Genomic DNA, 18062 nt, shown 5'->3' with positions numbered 1-18062 from the left:
CCGACACCGACCACCTCGCGCAACGCCCGCAGCGCCGCCGCCTCCGCGCTGACCAACGCACGGGTCGCGTCGTTCCAGCCGATCTTCGCGTAGCCACGCGGACGCCCGTCGACACTGAAGAGTTGCAGGGTGGGCTTGCCGTTCGGGTCGGGTGGGCGGACCCCGAACGCGGCCAGCAGCGGCGTGTCACCCAGGTCGGCGGAGAGCCGCTCGCTCAGCAACAGCTCCGCGGCTGGCACCCCGGCCGGCACCGAGACGGTCAACGTGGGAAAGGGCGCGAGCCCCACCCGACCGAACCGGGCCAGCCCACCGAGCACCGCCCGCAGCGCGCGCACCTTCGGTGGCCGCAGGGCGTTGTACGCCAACAGCGACGCCGCCCCGGCCCGGGGTGCGCCCAACGGCACCAGGAACCGGGCCCGGGCGACCGACGGCACCACCGCGTACCGGGCCACCGTCTGGTGACCGGCCGGCGGGGCGCCGGCCACTGTCAGACCGACCCGGTCGTCCGGGAAGACCGCGCGGCTCACCCAACCCAGGCCGTCCACCCGTGAACGCGGGTCGGTGGCCGGGCCCACCCGGGTCGTCACGCCGCCCGGTCCGCCCAGTCGAGGTCCAGCCCGAGCCGATGACGCAACGCGTCGTTGTACGGCCGGTAGTAGTCGGTCAGCTCAGCGCGCACGCTCGGCTCCAGCGGTGCCGAGCGCCGATCGTTGTAGACCTTGAAGTTGGGCAGGTCGTACGCCGGCAGACCGAGGAAGTCCAGGGTCCGTCGGTAGGTCGCCCGCGAGTCGCGGTACAGGTCCTCGCTGGGCAGGAAGAGGATCTGCTCCCGGGCGAAACGCTCCAGCCACGGCTCCAGGTGCTCCAGGTAACGCCCCCGGGCCCGGTACGTGTACCAGTCGTACGGCTCGCTGAACGCCTCCGGCTCGGCGATCAACCGCTCCCGCTCCCCCGCCGTGCGTTCCGGCTCGGCCGCCAGCGCGGCGGCGAAGTCCAGTGGTTCGATGCCGTGGGTGCGGCGTTCCTTCCAGTGCGAGTACGCCCGCTCCACCGGGTCCCGCAGCAGCACGATGAGCTTCACCGACGGCATCAGCGCGGCGACCCGCTGCGCGGCGAGCGGGTGGAACATGTACAGCGGGGCGGCCTCACCGACCCGGACCGGCCCGCCGTGCCGCTTGGCCAGGGCCTCGCGCTGCCGCTCGGTCGGGAAATGCGAGCGGTACCAGGCTTCGCCGCGACCCCAGTGCTCCTCGAAGTAGTGCGCCGACTTGGTGTTCCACGCGGGAAAGAGCCGGGGCACCAACGGGTGCTGGATGAGGTAGTTCCACAGGGAGGTGGTGCCACCCCGTTTGGTTCCGATGATCAGGAAGTCCGGCAGCGGCCGGCGGTCGCTGGTGCGAACGCCGTAGTCGACGAGCGACTCCTTCACCCGGGTGGTCACCTGGGTCGGAACCAACTGCTTGACCCGGTCACGGATGGACACCACGACGAACCTCACCTACCTCTCGTCGATGCCGAGGTGGGCTCGGCGGCCGTGGCCGCGCTGTCCCCTCCACGGATCTGCCTCATGGTCCCCCGGATGCCGGCGCGCACCCGGGGCAACGTCAACATGCCGACGCAGCCGGTCAGCAGCACCGCCAACGCCACCGCCAGGCCGGGCAGGCCGCGACCGCCGACCAGCACGCCGGCCCCGGCGGCCAGGCCCACACCGGCGATCGTGGCCCCCGCGGCACGCACCATCGCGGCGTCGAACAGCGGCTCCCGAACCACCGACCGGGCGAACCCGGCGGCGGTGAGGTTCTCGGTGGCGATGCCGGCCGCCCAGGCAACCGCCGCGCCCGTCGCGCCGTAGCGGGGGATCAGCCAGAGACCCAGCGAGACGGTCACCGTCAACCCGGCCACTGTGGCGACCAGGTGCAGCCCGCTGCGCCCGCCCATCAGCAGCAGGCTCTGCACGTTGCCCACTCCGGTGTTGACCAGCATCGCCAGCGCGAGCACAGTCATCGCCGGCACACCGGCGGTGAACTCCGGCCCGAACAGCTGAAGGAAGGCCAGCGCGAAGACCGCCAGCAGCAGGTACACCGGCCAGGACAGCACCAGCCCCCAGGTGGTCAACTGCCGGTGCACGGCCGCCGCCGCGGCCCGCTCGCCCCGCCCGAGCAGCCGGGACAGCTGCGGCGACACCGCCACCCGCAGCCCCTGCATGGCCAGCTGACCGGCCAGCACGTACCGGCCGACGGCGCCGAACACACCGGCGTCCGCCGGCCCGGCCAGCACCGAGGTGAGCAGCACACCCACCCACATGCTGCCGGCGTCGATGGCCGCCGAGGCGGCCCGGGGCAACGCGAAGCGCCAGAACGTGGACCAGTCGGCGCGGTGCGGACGCAGCGTCGCGCCCCGGCCCAGACCGAGCGGGCCGGCGACGAGGGTGAGACAGGCCAGCAGCGCCAGCGCGGCCGGCACCAACCAGCCGGTCATGCCAGCGAGCAGGCCACCGCCCGCCAACGCGGCCGCGCCGACCAGCACCGGGCGGGCGACCGGCAGCAGCAGGAACTGCACCCCGACGTACGCCCGGATCGGCCGCACGCAGCGCAGCGTGGCCAGCAGCAGGGTCATCGCGACCACCACCGGCACCGCGGCGAACGTGACGGTGAGCAGAGCGTCGCCGCTCGTGCCGGAGCCGCGCAGCAGCCGGGGCGCAAGGGCGTCGGCGGCCAGCACGCCCGCGCCGGCGACCAGCAGCCCGGTCAGCAGCGGCGGGATCAGCGCCACCGGGAGCACCCGGGCGGCGTCACCGCGCGCGCCGGCGCTGCGGCGGGGCAGCGCCCACATCAGACCGGTCTCCGCGCCGAGCGTGCAGATCGCGGTGGCCACGGTGACGACCCCGATCGCGGCGAAGAACGCTCCCGCGCCGGCCGGGCCGTAGCTTCGGGTGATCACGACCGCCAGCACGAACCCGAACAAGCCGCTGGTGGCCGCGCCGAGCAGTCCGGCCACGCCGCTGCGCGCGCTGCGGCGGGTCTCGGCCGAGCCGGTGTCCCCGGCCGGCGACGGCACGGCCTGATCCTCGGCGGGGGCGGGCGTGGGCCGGCCCTCGCCGGCACCGGCCGACGGTCGGGTCGCGGCGGTCACGCGGGCACCGGCGCGGTCGGCGCGGGCGTCGGCGACGACCCGGCCAACCGGGTCAGCCGTTCGCGTTCGGTCAGCGCCATCGCGAAGGCCACCGCGAAGAACGCGACCGCCAGGTTCTGGTTGGCCATGCCGTAGAACGGGACCTGCACGAGGCAGACCACCGGCACCACCGCCAGCCACTGCCCGGCCGCCGACGTCGCCCGCGCGCAGATCACCGCGGCGGCGACGAACCACGCCAGGAAACAGATGAGCGCGGGTACGCCGTGGCTGAACAGCACCATCCACAACTGCCCCTGGGTGCCGATCGGCGCGGCCGCCGACACGGTGTCGACGTTCACCGGAGCGCCGTAGCCCAACCAGGGCGACTCCTGCACCCGGCGGATCACCTCGGTGTAGAGCGAGAGCCGGTCGGTGTTGGTGTCGCTGGAGTCGACCCGTCTGCTGATCAGCTCGGTGATCGGGATGAACAGCGTGGCCAACCCGCCGATCACCACGACCCCGACGATGGACGCGGCCACCCGGATGTTGCCGCGCAGGCTGGCCCGCACCCCGAGCACCGCCAACCCGGCGCCGAGGCTGAGGAACATCGCCCGGTTGAGGGTGAGGAACGCCGGCGCCAGCGACAGCGGCAGCGACGCCAGCAGCGCCCAGCGCAGCAGCCCCTGCCGGCGCAGCATCGCGAAGGCCACCACGCAGGGCAGGGTCATCGCGTACGCGCTGCCGTAGTTGTTCGTGTACGCGAACGGCGCGGCCGGCCGATAGATCGGGTTGAGCGAACGGGCGCTGTACTCAGCGGTGGTGAGGTGCACCATGTCCTGGATGAACGGGGTGCCGGCCACCCCGCCGGGCAGCAGCACCTCCATCGGGGTCGTCATGGCCAGCCGGGGCACGAGCACCCCGAGCCAGCCCAGCGCCACCAGCCCGAACCAGAACGCGCAGAGCGGGGTGAGCACCGCCACCAGGCTGGCGCGTTCCCGGGCGGCCGCGTAGACGTAGACGCCGACCACCAGCGCGGTCAGGTAGAAGGCCAGCCGCAGGGCGAACGTGAGCAGCGAGGCCGGCGACGACAACTGGGTGGCGCTGACCACCACGATGGCGAGGAAGAGTAACCAGATGCCGGCCGCCGGTGGCAGCGGCACGCGCCCCCGGGTGAGCAGCAACGCGAGCAGCAGCGCACCCAGCAGCGGCCAGCCGAGGTAGAACGCACCGAACAGCCACCACAGCGGCACCAGGCCGAACATCATCGACAGCGGCCAGAGCGGCAGTTGCGGCGGGGCGGACGGCGGCACCGGCGCGGCCTCCTGCGGAGCGCCTCCGGGTGGTGGTTCGGTCGCCGGGGCGCGGGTCACCGACACGCTCAGGCCCGACCGTTTCGGGTGAGCACGAAGCCCAACGGGGTGACCCCGGCGGCGCGCAGCCGCTCCACCAGGCGTCGCAGGTCACTCTGCCGGGTGCGGTCCCGCTCCACGACCACCACCGCGCTGCCCTGCCGGGCCACTGCCACGCCACGCTCGTCGGACTCGGCCGGCGGGGCGTTGAACAGGACCAGGCCGTGGTCGGCGCCCTGCCGCCAGGTGCCGAACCGGACACTGCCCACACCCACGACAACCTCGTCGGGGGTGACGACGCGACTGTTCTCCGGACGGGCGGACGACACCCTCGGCAGCGTCAGGGTGGCATCGGGGTCGGTGGACGGGCGGGCGCCGGGCGGGTGCGGGGAGGGCCGACGGGCGGGCGTGCTCTCCGTGGCGGCACCGGCGGCCGGTGTGCTGCCGGCCGGCCGGGGCTTGGGCACCAGCGGCCGCGACGGGTCGATGGGCAGCCGCCCCCGATCGGCGAGAACGGTGGCCCGTAGCCGCTCGATCCGTCCGCTGTCGTCGGCGACGAAGACCTCCCGGCCGTCCACGGCGAGCGCCACGGCGAGCCCGGCGGTGAGCACTGTGGCGTCCTCCCGGGCGGTGACCAGCGCCACCCGGGCCGGCTGCCGGACCCGCTCGGCGACCGCCATCGCCACGTACCGGACGTCGGCGTCGACCGCCCGAGGGCTACCCCGGAACCCCGGCCGGCGTACGGTGCCGAGCAGTGGAAGGCCGGAGGCCTCCCGGCCGTCGGCGACCGAGCGGACCCGCCGGTCGGTCGACTCCCAGAGGTACGCCAGCACGATGCCGATCAGCGCGCCACCGAGCAGGCCGGCGACCAGGTAGAGCGGCCGGTGCCCGGCGGAGGTGACCAGCGCCTTCTCGGCGGTCTGGGTGACCCAGCCGGGGTTGACGTCGACAGCCGCGATCTCGGTACGGGCGGCGTTGAGCTGGGTGAGCTGGTTGTTGATTCCGGCCAGCTCGGCGACCAGCGCGTCACCGGCGGCGGTGTCCTTGGCGGTGTTCGCCCGCTTCTGCAAAGCGGTCTGCTGGGCGGCGACCTTGGTGATGCTGGCGTCGTAGGAGCGCAGCATCTCGGCGCGCTGCTGCTCGTACATGGCCCGGCGCACGCTCAGGTATGCCTCGGCGGCCATGTTGGCGCTCTGCACGGCCCGGTGCGCCTCGCCCGCCTGGTAGGTGAAGCGCAGGATCTGCCCCCCGGTGGGCACTTCGACCTCGAGCGCGTCACGGATGTCCCGCGGGTCGCCGCCGGCCGAGTCGGCGAGCCGCTGCACCACCTCGGTGCCGGTGGCGATGCCGCTCTCCACGTTCATGTTGACCGCGCGGTCGGCGCCCGCGCCGCTGGGGGTGAAGGCGTCGGTCACCACCGGCCGGACCGCGACCACGGCGCTCGCGGACAACGCTGCCGGCACCAGTAGCACATAGCCGAGCGCGGCGAGCAGACCGACCATCGCGACCGCCGCCACCAACCGCATCCGGTGCATCGGCACCCGCAGCAGGTCGGTCAGTGTCACGGCACGCGAGGTGCCGGAGGACGGGCCGTCCGTCGGCCAGGGGGCGGGCGCTGCATCAGTCATGGAACTTCTTCACCGTCTGTTGAGGATTACCGACGACCACGACGCCGGGTGGTACGTCCGTGCGGACCACCGTCGCCGCGCCGACGACGCTGTCCCGACCGACCCGCACGCCCTTCAGGACCAGGGCGTGCGCACCGACCCAGACGTTGTCCTCGAGAACGATCGGGGCACGGGTGAGCGGGCCGGGCGGTGCGTGGCGCTGCTCGGGGGGCAGGTTGTGGAAGTCGTTGTCGAGCAACTCGCAGTCCGAAAGGAGGCACCGGTCCCCCACTGTGACCGACGTCCAGGTGCCGATCCAGGTGGCGTTGAGCAGACAGTCCGCGCCGACGCGCACCTCGCCGGGGCCGGCGAAGCGGACGAGTTTGTTCAAGCGGGTGCGGTCACCGATGGTCACCCGCACACCGCGCCGTAACCGGATCCGGCCACGGATCTCCACGTCCCGACCGAGTGTCAACCGTCGGTAACGGAGCTGATACCAGCCGCGTTTGACCGCGAAGACCAGACGCACCACGCGTCTCGTTCGGATGCCAGCGGCGCCGAGCAACGACCCTCCCCCACCGTCGCGGGCCGGCGGCGGTGGGTACCGCCACCGGCCCAACGTGAACAATCTACCGATGCTCCGTTACGAACGGTTGACCCTTACTGTACGGAGAAGAATGTCGATGGGGTAGACCAGGACAACTCGGGCGTTGCGCTGCTGATGACTGTCGCAGTGGTGCCGTCGACCGCGGCGCTCGGCGCGGCCGTCGGGTCGAACGGCACGCTCCGCAGCGCGCCGTCGGTGGAGCCGTAGACGATCCGGCCGCCCACCCAGGCCATGCCCCGCACCGTAGACCAGGTCACGCCGGTCGTCGGCAGGGCGAACTCGGTGGCGCCCAGGTAGTTGCCGTCGATCTCGAAGTAGCGGTAGTAGAGGTTGTTCGCCCCGGTACGGGTGTAGTAGAGCCGGCCGTCGAGGAAGAAGGCGCCGGTCAGCAACGCCGGGTTGTACCAGTCGTTGTAGCCGGACGCCTCCCACGGCGAGCCGATCGCGCCTCCGTTGAAGAGCGAGACGTCGATCCGACTGCCGGTGGGCGTGCCGGCCACCGTGTGCGACCAGTAGATCCGGTCGTCCACCCGCCAGGTCGCGCCGGCCGCCGTGTACGCGGGCTGACTGACGCTGGTCGCGGTGCCCAGCGTGGTGCCGTCGAACGGCACCTTCGCCACGGTGCCCGAGGCGGTGCCCACGTAGAGGTTGCCGGCGGTGTCCGACGGCGGGTTCTTCGGGGTGAAGGTGCGTCCGCCGGCGAGCGGGAACATACCGAGCCGGCCGTGATACTCCTCGCCCATGCCGTCGGAGTTGTGCCCGAAGTAGAGGCCGTCCGAGCCGCGCCAGAGCACCGGCACCGACGAACCCCAGTTGCTGGTGCCCGACGGCATCGAGGCGCTGCCGCTCCGACGCGGGTTCCAGTTCACCGGCATACCGGTCGCCGGGGTGACGGCGGCGATGCCGAGCCGGTCGACAGCGCCCGTGCCGGCCCTGTCGCTGGCGTTCGGGTTGTTGACCCAGCGGAAGTGCCCGCCCAGGTAGATGACGTTGTCCGCCACCTCGACCGAGGTGATGGTGTCGTTGCCGGTGTAGTCGACCCAGGTGGCGAGCAGGCCAGAGCCCCGCGCGGCGGTCTCGAAGCGCACCAGGGCGTCGCAGTACGCGGCCGGCCAGCCGCCGCCACCGTTGGTGCCGACCACGAACCAGGTGCCGTCGGCACCGAACTTCACGTCCTGCACGTAGTGCACGAAGGTCGTCGGCGAGGCGCACGGCGGAACGAACTTGTCGGTGCTCCAGTCGAGCACGGTGGGAGTCCCGGAGACGTCCACCAACGCCATCTGGTTACGCGGCAGGTCGTTGACGAGCGTGAAGTTGCCGCCGACGACCAGGGTGTCGCCGTCCGGCGTGACGTCGATGGTCCAGACGTACGACGTGGTGCTGTGCCGTCCCACCGTGGCGTCGATGCTGAAGCTCGGGTCGATCGCGCCGGTGGTCGCGTTGAGCCGGCCGAGACCGGCGTGCGCGGTGCCGTTGAGCCAGTTGAACGCGCCGGCCACGTACAGCCAGTTGCCGTGCAGCGCCAGGTCACGGACCGTGCCACCGTCGGAACGCCCGACCCAGCTGTCGATGATCGCGCCGGTCGACGGGTTGAGCGCCACCAGGTTCTTCCGGGAGACGCCGTTGACGTTCTTGAAGGTGCCGCCGACGATCAGCGTGCCGCCGGGGCCGGCGAGGAGCGTGTTGACCGCGCCGTCGAGCACCGGCAGGAAGGTGGTCGACATGGTGCCGGTGGTCCGGTCGTACGCGAAGAGGTAGCGCTGCGTGATCCACGCGGAGCTGGCGGTCTGGCGGAGCTGGGTGAAGCTGCCGCCGACGAAGACCGTGTCGCCCACCTGCGCGAAGGCACGGGTCTCACCGTCTCGGGCGTGCGGGGTCGCGTCGGCGGGGTTCGCCGACACCAGGGTCGCCGTGGCCGGGACCGGCACCACAGCGGCCGACGCGGTAGTGGGCACGCCCAGAGCTGCGGCGACGATCGCCAACGCGACCATCCCCGCCGGAGTACGACGTCGTCCTGCAAAACGCCACAAGTGCGAGAGTTTGGGCACGCTGCGCCTCCAGATTGGATGAGAACCCGAGGTAGCGTGCCTCGTCCAGCCTGGTTAACAAAATCCGCCGATTGGGCGGTGCATGAATCCGCAAGCCGACAGAACGCCGGAGGATCGGATGTCCGACCCCCCGGCGAACGCCGTCCGGTCAGCCCGTTTCGAACGTCAGCGGTTACCTCCGGTGGGTTGCCGCAGGTAGGGGTCCTGTCCGGCCTGCTTGAAGCCGGCCACCGCCGACGCGTCGTGATTCATCGTCATGTCGCAGGTCGACGTGCGGCTGGTCATACCGGCCGAGTTGAAGTAGATCGCCGCCTTGATCTTCGGGTGCGCCTTCAGCGCCGCCGGGAACTCCTGGAACCAGCGCTGCTTGGCGCCCGGGTCGGCGGAGTTGAAGTTGGTGCCGAACTCGGCGAGCATCCGGGGCTTGCCCGCGCCGATGCCGTTGTCGTCCAGCCACCGGTAGAAGCCACCGACCGTCGTGCTCGGGCTCTTCCACACGGTGCTGCCGTTGCAGACGTGGAAGTTGTACGGGTCGTAGGCCACCCAGTCGACGTACTGGTCACCGGGGTACAGGCCGGCGTACCGGGAGTAGTGCCCGGACCAACCCATCATCGTCCAGACCCAGACCGCGTTTGTCGCACCGGCGTTGGCGAACCGCTCGTGCACGTAGCGCCAGGCCCGGACGAAGTCCGCGTCGCTGCCCTTGTTCGGCTCGTCCTCCGGCTCGTGGTCGAAGCCGATGAAGACCGGCACGCCGGCGGCGCGGATCCGGCCCGCTACCGCGTCGATGGTGTCGTCCTGCTTACCCCCGTAGACGTCCGACCACTTGAGGGTGGTGCCGGCGGAGAAGTCACGCGACTCCCAGGCGAAGAACATCAACCGGCCTTCGCGCATCTGCTGCGACTCGTACACGTCCGGGAACGCGCCGTTGCTGCCGGCGTTGGAGAAGTCGTGGTAGCGGTGCACGATGTCGAACTTGCGCCCGACCTGCGTCTCCACGTCGGTGACGGCCTTGCCGTGGTCCCAGCCGCCGGCCGCCCCGGCGGGCGAGTACATGCCCCACCACGCGCCACAGGACGGGACGAGCTTGTCCGAGACGGACCCACACTTGCCGGACGGGAGGGTGCCGCTGGCGCTCGGCGTCGCCGTCCGGGTCGGAGCGATGGTCGGCGACGGCTTCGGCGCGGCGGTGGTCGGCGACGCGCTCGGCGACGGCGGCGGTGCCGGCCGGGTGGGCGTCACCGGCGAAGGCCGGGCCCCGAGGTCGTAGCTGATCAGCAGGCTGGGTCGCAGGTCCGGGTTGCGGTTCTCGACCGACGCCCAGTAGACCCGGCTCTCCAGGCCGCTCTGCGCCAACGAGACCGTCCAGGTGCCGTTGCCGGTGACCAGCTTGGAGACGTCCCACTCGTTGAAGCCCTTGGACACGCTGGTCACGCTGTCCAGTGCGGCACCGGCCGACGTCAGCGGCGGCCGCGACTCGCGGGCGCTCAGCGGCGAGGCGTGCGCCGTCACCGTGGCGGCGAACTGCTGCCAGGCGTGCACCCGCAGCGTCGCCCGGATGTTGACCGCGGTGGCCGGCACCGTGGTCACCGCGAACTCGATGACCGCCTGGCGGCCACCGCGCGGGTTGCCGTCGCAGCGCGTCGCGCAGGTGGCCAGCGTCGACTTGGCCGCGTTGTCACCGTCCTGCGACACCGCGGTGGCGGTGGTGTCGGCCGCCGCCCGGATCGACAGGTCGTCGCTGGCCAGCAGCGGCATCATGGTCGCCACGATGCCGGCCACCACCGAACCGCCGACCACGCCGATGGCAATCGCCTTACGCCGGGGTCCAGAACGGAACCGGGTGATGCGGTGCAGTCCGTGCCTGGTCAAGGAAACTCCCTGTGTCTGCGTCCGTAACGGTGAGCAGCGTATCGATGACCAGGACATGTGGCAGGTAGGACAGTTTTCCGTAAGCGCGTCTTAACCGTCAGCTAAGAAACCGCCTCGGGGAGATCGGGGCCTCTGGCCGCAGGCGCTACCGAAGCCCGCCACACACCTTGCCCGGGGAGCACGCGCGGAGTCAACGGGAGGCGTTGGAAGCGCTTCCGGAACGTGTGGCGACTATCGGCGACCGCGGCCGGACCGTCTGACCGGTCCGTCAGCCGGCGCGAGCGGCAGTCAGCGCGGCAGCCATCGCCGCCCTCGGCGCAGTGACGCCGGTGAACTGCTCGAACTGCCCGACGGCCTGGGCCAGCAGCAGGTCCAGGCCGGAGACGATCCGGCAACCGGCGGCGTCGGCGGCGGTCGCCAACGGTGTCGGCCACGGGTCGTAGAGCGCGTCGAAGAACACCGCGCCCGGCCGCCAGGCCACCGCGCCGGCCAGCGGGTCGGCGACCCCCTTCGGCACCGTGGAGACGACCACGTCGGCGGCGGCGAGTTGCCGGGGAGCATCGGCCCATCGGGCGGGCGTCAGCGCGACGCCCACCGCGCCGGCCACCGGGCGCAGCTCGTCGACCGCCTCGGGTCGGCGGGCCACCACAGTCACCGACGAGCAGGCGAGCTGCGCGGCGGCGGCGAGCGCGGCGCGGGCCGTCCCGCCGGCGCCGAGCACCGTCACGGCGGCACCGGCGCTCACGCCAGCGTCGGTGAGCACCCGCACCATGCCGGCGACGTCGGTGTTGTCCGCGTACCAGGAGCCGTCCGGACGGCGTACCAACGTGTTGGCCGCGCCGACGGCGGCGGCGACCGGCGACGCGGCGTCGGCCACGGCGAGCGCCGCCTCCTTGCCCGGCATGGTCACCGACAACCCGGCCCACTCCGGGCCCAGGCCGGCGACCAGATCCGGCAGCTCCGCCGCCGCGCACTCGATCCGGGTGTACGACCACCCGGTCAGCCCGGCGGCGACGTAACCGGCGGTGTGGATCACCGGAGAGAGGGAGTGCGCGATCGGCTTGCCCAGCACCGCGGCCCTACGGGTCGACACGATCACCGCCGGTCGCGGCCGGTGGCCCGATCACTGTCGACATCACTTCTCCGCTCTCCCGCGCACGTCGGGATCGACAGTACCCAGCGCCCCGGCCCGGGCACCAGGGAACCGGCTCCGCGGCCACCCCGGGCGACCGGGTTATCGCTCGACCCCATCGACGTTGGCGAAAGCATTCCCGGGACGGAAGTGCCGATCGAAAAAGTCAAACCTTGAACAAGGGAGCCTTTACGGCGTGACTCGGCCGGTCAGATGATGCCGGCCTCCCGAGCCTTGTTCTCGTTGCGTTGGTGCTGCTCATACGTCTCGGCGAACGCGGAGTGGCCCTTGTCGTCGATCGCCACGAAGTAGAGCCACTTGCCCGGCGGCGTGTCCATCGCCCCTTCCAGGGCCTGCTTGCCGGGGTTGTTGATCGGGGTGGGGATCATGCCCCGCAGCTTGCGGTTGTACGGGTTCTTCTGGTCGTCGAGCTCGGCCACCGTCATCTGCTTGGACGACTTGGTCGGCTTACCGATCGACTCCAGGTAGTAGTTGACAGTGACGTCCATCTCCAGGCAGTTGCAGTCGAACTCGCCGTACGCGCGGTTGTAGGCGACCCTGGCGACCTTGCCGAGGTCGTCCTTGTTACCCGCCTCGGCCTGGGCCAGCGACGCCACGATCAGCGCCTCGTACGGGCTGACCTTGCGTTCCTCCTGCACCCGGTCGGCGAACTTCATCTCCCCGGTCACCGACAGGAAGCGGTTCACCATCAGCTTGAGGATGCTCTCAGCCGTGGACTTCGGCGGGATCTCGTACGTGTCCGGGAAGAGGAAGCCCTCGATGGACTTGACGCTCTTCTTGCCGTCGCCGCGCGTGAACCACCAATCCGGGACACCGAGCGCCTCCGGGTCCTTGGCGGCGGCCTGGAAGTCCTTGGCCGGGATCTTGGTCTTCTCGGAGAGCAGCTTGTAGATGTTGAAGCTCGTGCGGCCCTCGGGGATGGTCAGCCCGTTGACGATCTTGTTCTTCAGGTCGAGCATCGCGGTCACGGCGTTCGCGCCGCTCATCTGCTTGCGCAGCTTGTACGTGCCCGGCTGGATGTTCTTGCTGCGCGAGTTGGCCTCGGCCGCCTCGATGAAGGCCTTCTGGCTCTTCACCACGTCGGCCGCCACCAGGGCGTCGGCCATGTCGGCGAGCAGCGCGCCGTTCTTGATCTCGACGGTGATCTCACCGGCCCCGCTGCCGTCGTAGTCGGGGGTGACGAAGTAGTTCTGGATACGGTCGAAGCCGTAGAACGCGCCGCCTCCGATGCCGCCCAACAGGAGCAGGGCCATCAACAGAGCCAGGAATGTCTTGCCCCGGCCGCCACCGGACCCGCCCTTGCCCTTGCGGAAGCCGCGCCGGTGCCGACCCTTCTCCCCCCGTTCCGGCTCGTCGAACCCAAGATCCAGATCGTCGATCATTACGTCCGCCTCCGCTGCGCGTCCAGCCAGCTCTGCAGGATCTCCACCGCGGCCGCCTGATCGACAACCGCACGTTGACGTTTACCTCTGACGCCACGCTCGGCAAGCCTACGAGAAGCGACCACGGTCGACATCCTCTCGTCAGTGAGCGTTACCGGGACCGGCGCTATCACATCGACCAGTCGGTCAGCGTACGCCTTCACATGGACGGCCGCAGGACCGTGCTTGCCGGCGAGATTGACCGGAAGGCCGACGACAACCCCGACGGCCTCGTGCTCGACCACCAACGCGGCCAGCTCGGCCAGGTCGCTCGGCACCGCGTCCGGCGCCGCCGTGAGATCGCGGGCCAGGGTGACCAGCGGCGTTGCCAAGATCCCGTCCGGATCCGAGCGAGAGACGCCCACCCGCACCTGACCGACATCCACGCCGATCCGCACACCGCGCTTCAGCTCAGCCACCGACGGTCACCGCCAGCCGGGTACGAACCAGGGCGGACCAATCGGCCCGCCCTGACTCACAGTGATGATCTGTCACGCCTCAGTGATCGCCTTCTCGACGGTGAGCAGCAGGTTCGGCGCCTCGGCCGCGGGCAGACCGCCGCCCTGGGCCAGGTCGGGGCTGCCACCGCCGCGCCCGGAGAACGCCGCCTTCACCAGATCCGACGCGGCCAGGCCCCGGCTGCGCGCCGCCGCGTTGACCGCCACCACCAGGGACGCCTTGCCGTTCGACCGCGCCGCCACCGCCACGACCGCCGGCCGCGCCGGGTCGATCTTGCCGCGGATCTCCTGGGCCAGGGTGCGCACATCGTTGCCGGCCGCGCCCTCCGGCGCCTCGGTGCCCACGTACGCGACCCCGCGCACGTCCTTGGCCTGCGCCGCGAGCGCCGCCGCGCCACCCAGCACCAGCTGGGCGCGCAGCTTCTCCAGCTCCTTCTCGGCGTCCCGAAGCTGGGTGACGGTCTGCTCCACCCGGTCGGCGACCTGGTCGTTCGGCACCCGGTACAGCTCGGCCAGCCGGGAGACCAGCAGGTGCTCCTTGGCCAGGAAGCCGAAGGCGTCCATGCCGACCAGCGCCTCGACCCGGCGGACACCGGAGCCGATCGACGACTCGGAGAGGATCTTCACGAGGCCGAGCTGGGCCGAGCGGGCCACGTGCGTGCCGCCGCACAGCTCCCGGGCGTAGTCACCCACCTCGACGACCCGCACCTCCTCGCCGTACTTCTCGCCGAAGAGCGCCATCGCGCCGATGCGCCGCGCCTCCTCCAACGAGGTGATGAAGGCGTGCACCTCCAGGTCGGCCAGGAGCACCTCGTTGACCTGCTGCTCCACGTCGCGCAGGACGCTCGGCGACACCCCGGTCGGGGTGTTGAAGTCGAACCGGAGCCGACCGGGGGCGTTCAGTGACCCGGCCTGCGTGGCCGACTCCCCCAGGAAGTTGCGCATGGTCTGGTGCACCAGGTGCGTGGCGGTGTGCGACCGGGAGATCGCCCGACGCCGCGTCGTGTCGATCTCGGCGAAGCCGGCCTCACCGGCGCGTACCTCGCCCCGGATCACCCGGGCGCGGTGCACGATCAGACCGGGCACCGGCTGCTGCACGTCGAGCACCTCGACCTGCCCGCCACCAACCGTGATCATGCCCTGGTCGGGCTGCTGCCCACCGCCCTCGGCGTAGAACGGGGTGGTGTCCAGCACCAGCTCGATGGTGTCGCCCTCGGTCGCCGCCTGACGCGGGCCGTCGGCGCCGAGCAGCGCCCGCACCGTCGACTCGCGGGACACCTCGCTGTACCCGGTGAACGTCACCGGACCACCCGCGTCGAGCACCGACCGGTACGCCGACAGGTCGACGTGCCCCGTCTTACGGGCCTGCGCGTCCGCCTTCGCCCGGGTCCGCTGGTCGGCCATCAGCCGCCGGAACCCCTCGTCGTCGACAGCGAGGCCCTGCTCCGCGGCGATCTCCAGGGTCAGATCGATCGGGAAGCCGTACGTGTCGTGCAGCTGGAACGCCTTCGCCCCGGACAGCGCCGAGCCGCCCGCCGTACGGGTCTCCGCGATTGCGGTGTCCAGGATCGTGGTGCCGGCCCGCAGGGTGGACAGGAACGCCTCCTCCTCCGCGTACGCGTAATCCGCGATCCGGTCGAAGTCGGTCGCCAGCTCCGGGTACGACGGCGCCATGCAGTCCCGCGCCACCGGCAGCAGTTCGGGCAGCGCCCGGTCCTGCCAACCCAGCAGCCGGATCGACCGGATCGCCCGGCGCATGATCCGGCGCAGCACGTACCCGCGGCCCTCGTTGCTCGGGGTCACGCCGTCGCCGATCAGCATCAGCGCCGTACGCACGTGATCCGCGATCACCCGCAGCCGGACGTCGTCCGGGTGCGACTCGCTGGCCACATGCCCGGAGTGCGCGCCGTAGCGCTTACCGGTCAGCTCGGCCGCCCGCGCCAGGATCGGCCGAACCTCGTCGATCTCGTACAGGTTGTCGACACCCTGCAGGATCGAGGCCATCCGCTCCAGGCCCATGCCGGTGTCGATGTTCTTCGCCGGCAGGTCACCCAGGATCGGGTAGTCGTCCTTGGTGGTGCCCGGACCCCGCTCGAACTGCATGAAGACGAGGTTCCAGAACTCCATGTAGCGGTCCTCGTCGACCGCCGGGCCGCCCTCGCGGCCGTACTCCGGGCCCCGGTCGTAGAACAGCTCGGAGCACGGACCGCACGGCCCGGGAATGCCCATCGACCAGAAGTTGTCCGCCTTGCCCCGACGCACGATCCGCTCGGCGGGCACCCCCACCGACCGCCAGATCTCGTACGCCTCGTCGTCGTCGAGGTACACCGTCGGCCAGACGCGCTCCGGGTCCAACCCGAACCCGCCGTCGGCCTGCGACTTGGTGACCAGGTCCCAGGCGAGCGGGATCGCGCCGGCCTTGAAGTAGTCGCCGAAGGAGAAGTTGCCGTTCATCTGGAAGAACGTGCCGTGCCGGCTGGTCTTACCGACCTCGTCGATGTCCGGGGTGCGGATGCACTTCTGCACGCTGACCGCCCGCTGGTACGCGGGCGTCTGCTGACCCAGGAAGTACGGGACGAACTGCACCATGCCGGCGTTGACGAACAGCAGGTTCGGGTCGCTGATGGCGGGCAGCGGAGCGGACGGCACCACGGTGTGGCCATTCGCCTCGAAGTGCGCGAGGTACCGCCGCTTGATCTCCGCCGTCTTCATCGCTGGTGTTCCTCCGGAAAGATTTCTCGATCGCCGATCCGCGGGTCTTCCCGCAGGTCGGCGAACTTGTCGTCGAACGCCTCGCCCTGGGCGAACGCGTGGTGGATCTCCTGCTCGCGTTCGGCCATCCCGACCCGGACGTCCTCCACGAAACTACGCAGCGACTCGACGAGCCCGCCAGCGGATTCCGTCAGCGAGCTGGCGATGCCCGCCGGCGTGTACGCCTGCGCGGTCCGGGTCGCCTTGCGGACCACGATCACCCCGACGGCCACCCCGATGCCGAGCCAGAACAAGCGCCTCATGTCCCGCTACCTCCTGGTGCGCCGGGCCGGTCAGCTGTTGCCGCGTCGCGCGGCCCGTCGCTGCTGCTTGATGGTGTCGCGTACCTCGCGCTCGGTCTCGGCGTGCCGGCGGCCGGCGGCGGCCTTACGCACGCCGTAGCCGAACGCGGCCACCTTGACCAGGGGGTTAGCTGCCGCGGCGGAGACGACGGTGGCCAGGTTGGCGACGTTGGCGGTGACGTTCTGCGCGTGGCTGGTCATGGTGTCGACCTTCGCCAGCTGGAGGTTCACACCGTCGAGCGAGGTCTGCACCTGCTCCAGCGCGGTGTTGACGTTCCTCACAGTGGTGTTCACGTCACCGAGCAGCGGTGCGGTCCGGTCGTTCAGGTCGTTGATCATGCGGGTGGTGGCGTCAACCGTGTGCCGCAGCCGCAGGATGGGCAGCGTCAGGATGAGCACCAGCACCGCGAACGCGGATGCCGCGATCAGCGCCGCGATCGCTCCAATGTCGCCCACGCCTGTCCTCCTCAAGCAGAGTTCCGCAGGACCCGACGTCCCCGGAACGCACAACCATGCCACCCGTACCGGCCGCCGAGCCGCCGGCGGTCACCGGTAGCGGGCGTGCCCGCCAGCCCCAGACCCTACCGTCCGTGATGGAGACCGGCTCAGGACGGTGAGGGTGTCTGCTCACCCAGCGGATCCGCACTGACCGTCGGGAACGGATCCTCACCGGTCAGTGACGGGTCGGTGGTCGGCTGCGGTCTGGTCCGCTCGTCGTCGATCGCGTTGCGCACCTTCACCGACACCAACGAGCCGGTGCAGTCGGTCGCAGCGGCCGACGGGTCGTCGGACGGCACGACCGCCGGCTCGCCGTCCACCGGCGGCGGCACACAGGTCGGCTCGCGTACCCACAGGTCGAGAGTCAACTCGTCGCGACGCCAGCAGGTGTAGCTGCCCTTCGTCTGCTGTTCCGGGCAGCGGCTCACCTTCCACGGCTGCCACCCGTCGCGGCGCAGCGCGTCCTCGTAGACCTGCGCCGTCTCCTTGGGTGCCTTCTCCGAGGTCACTGTGCGCTCACGCAGCCGGCAGTCGAGCAGGCACCAGCGGCTGCCGCTGACGTCGTCGACCGTCTTCGCGGCCGCCCAGGCGGGCACACCGAGCTGGTCCAGGTTGTCGAAGACCGGGTCACGGCTCAGCGTGCGGACGCCGAAGAAGAGCGGAACCGCGCCGAGCAGCACGACGCTGACCAGCACCAACACCGCCGCGCGCAGACGGCGTCGCTCACGGGTCTGCCGGCGCTCCTCGGAACGGGCACCCGGTGCGGCGTCGTCGTCCGGCGCGTCCTGACCGGCCGAGCGCAGCGCCGGCCCGTCGGAGGGGTCCGGTTCCGGCCGGTCCACCGGGCCGGACACGGCGGGCAGCGCGGCGGCGGGCGGGGCCACG

The 18062-nt window shown here is 71.3% G+C and carries 14 protein-coding genes and 1 pseudogene; all 15 read right to left on the bottom strand.

What is annotated here, in order from left to right:
* Nucleotides 1-587 (bottom strand): annotated as a pseudogene (locus KBX08_RS29910) (hypothetical protein); the annotation flags it as partial.
* The gene (locus KBX08_RS29905; RefSeq protein ID WP_210786828.1) at nucleotides 584-1486 is read right to left on the bottom strand and encodes a sulfotransferase domain-containing protein; all 903 of its coding nucleotides are present in this window, start codon (nucleotides 1484-1486) and stop codon (nucleotides 584-586) included. The gene KBX08_RS29905 and the pseudogene KBX08_RS29910, both read right to left, overlap by 4 nt.
* Before the next feature lie 8 nt (nucleotides 1487-1494).
* Nucleotides 1495-3057, bottom strand: coding sequence for a lipopolysaccharide biosynthesis protein (locus tag KBX08_RS29900; protein ID WP_210786826.1), 1563 nt, complete (start codon nucleotides 3055-3057; stop codon nucleotides 1495-1497).
* Between the two features lie 71 nt (nucleotides 3058-3128).
* Nucleotides 3129-4421: an O-antigen ligase family protein gene (locus KBX08_RS29895; protein ID WP_307850687.1), complete on the bottom strand. Its 1293-nt coding sequence runs from the start codon at nucleotides 4419-4421 to the stop codon at nucleotides 3129-3131.
* A 68-nt stretch (nucleotides 4422-4489) separates the two neighbouring features.
* Nucleotides 4490-6088, bottom strand: a complete 1599-nt coding sequence (locus tag KBX08_RS29890; RefSeq protein WP_210786818.1) for a lipopolysaccharide biosynthesis protein — start codon at nucleotides 6086-6088, stop codon at nucleotides 4490-4492.
* The gene (locus KBX08_RS29885; RefSeq protein ID WP_181518689.1) at nucleotides 6081-6599 is read right to left on the bottom strand and encodes a DapH/DapD/GlmU-related protein; all 519 of its coding nucleotides are present in this window, start codon (nucleotides 6597-6599) and stop codon (nucleotides 6081-6083) included. Before KBX08_RS29885 ends, KBX08_RS29890 begins: the two co-directional genes overlap by 8 nt.
* A 128-nt stretch (nucleotides 6600-6727) precedes the next feature.
* The gene (locus tag KBX08_RS29880) at nucleotides 6728-8665 is read right to left on the bottom strand and encodes a hypothetical protein (protein ID WP_210786816.1); all 1938 of its coding nucleotides are present in this window, start codon (nucleotides 8663-8665) and stop codon (nucleotides 6728-6730) included.
* A gap of 222 nt (nucleotides 8666-8887) precedes the next feature.
* Nucleotides 8888-10594: a glycosyl hydrolase gene (locus KBX08_RS29875; protein ID WP_210786815.1), complete on the bottom strand. Its 1707-nt coding sequence runs from the start codon at nucleotides 10592-10594 to the stop codon at nucleotides 8888-8890.
* Between the two features lie 268 nt (nucleotides 10595-10862).
* Nucleotides 10863-11690 (bottom strand): shikimate dehydrogenase, encoded by an 828-nt coding sequence (locus KBX08_RS29870; protein ID WP_210786822.1) that lies wholly within the window; start codon nucleotides 11688-11690, stop codon nucleotides 10863-10865.
* Between the two features lie 245 nt (nucleotides 11691-11935).
* Nucleotides 11936-13129 carry an endolytic transglycosylase MltG gene (gene mltG / locus KBX08_RS29865; RefSeq protein WP_210786813.1) on the bottom strand — a complete coding sequence of 398 codons (1194 nt, stop codon included), beginning with the start codon at nucleotides 13127-13129 and terminating at the stop codon, nucleotides 11936-11938.
* Nucleotides 13129-13587 (bottom strand): Holliday junction resolvase RuvX, encoded by a 459-nt coding sequence (ruvX, locus tag KBX08_RS29860; protein ID WP_210786811.1) that lies wholly within the window; start codon nucleotides 13585-13587, stop codon nucleotides 13129-13131. Before ruvX ends, mltG begins: the two co-directional genes overlap by 1 nt.
* A gap of 72 nt (nucleotides 13588-13659) precedes the next feature.
* A complete protein-coding gene (alaS, locus tag KBX08_RS29855) occupies nucleotides 13660-16338 on the bottom strand; it encodes an alanine--tRNA ligase (protein WP_210786809.1) in 2679 nt (892 codons plus the stop codon).
* Entirely contained in the window at nucleotides 16335-16640 is a 306-nt protein-coding gene (locus tag KBX08_RS29850; RefSeq protein ID WP_091401860.1) for a hypothetical protein, read from the bottom strand. Before KBX08_RS29850 ends, alaS begins: the two co-directional genes overlap by 4 nt.
* 30 nt (nucleotides 16641-16670) lie before the next feature.
* Nucleotides 16671-17135 (bottom strand): DUF948 domain-containing protein, encoded by a 465-nt coding sequence (locus tag KBX08_RS29845; RefSeq protein ID WP_210786807.1) that lies wholly within the window; start codon nucleotides 17133-17135, stop codon nucleotides 16671-16673.
* Nucleotides 17136-17284: 149 nt separating this feature from the next.
* The gene (locus KBX08_RS29840) at nucleotides 17285-17980 is read right to left on the bottom strand and encodes a hypothetical protein (RefSeq protein WP_210786820.1); all 696 of its coding nucleotides are present in this window, start codon (nucleotides 17978-17980) and stop codon (nucleotides 17285-17287) included.
* Nucleotides 17981-18062 lie beyond the last annotated feature (82 nt).

It is taken from the genome of Micromonospora sp. H61, from assembly GCF_018070325.1.
In the GTDB taxonomy this organism is placed as follows: domain Bacteria; phylum Actinomycetota; class Actinomycetes; order Mycobacteriales; family Micromonosporaceae; genus Micromonospora; species Micromonospora salmantinae.
Note: the sequence above shows the minus strand (reverse complement) of the source record. Positions and strands in the feature narration are given on the sequence as shown.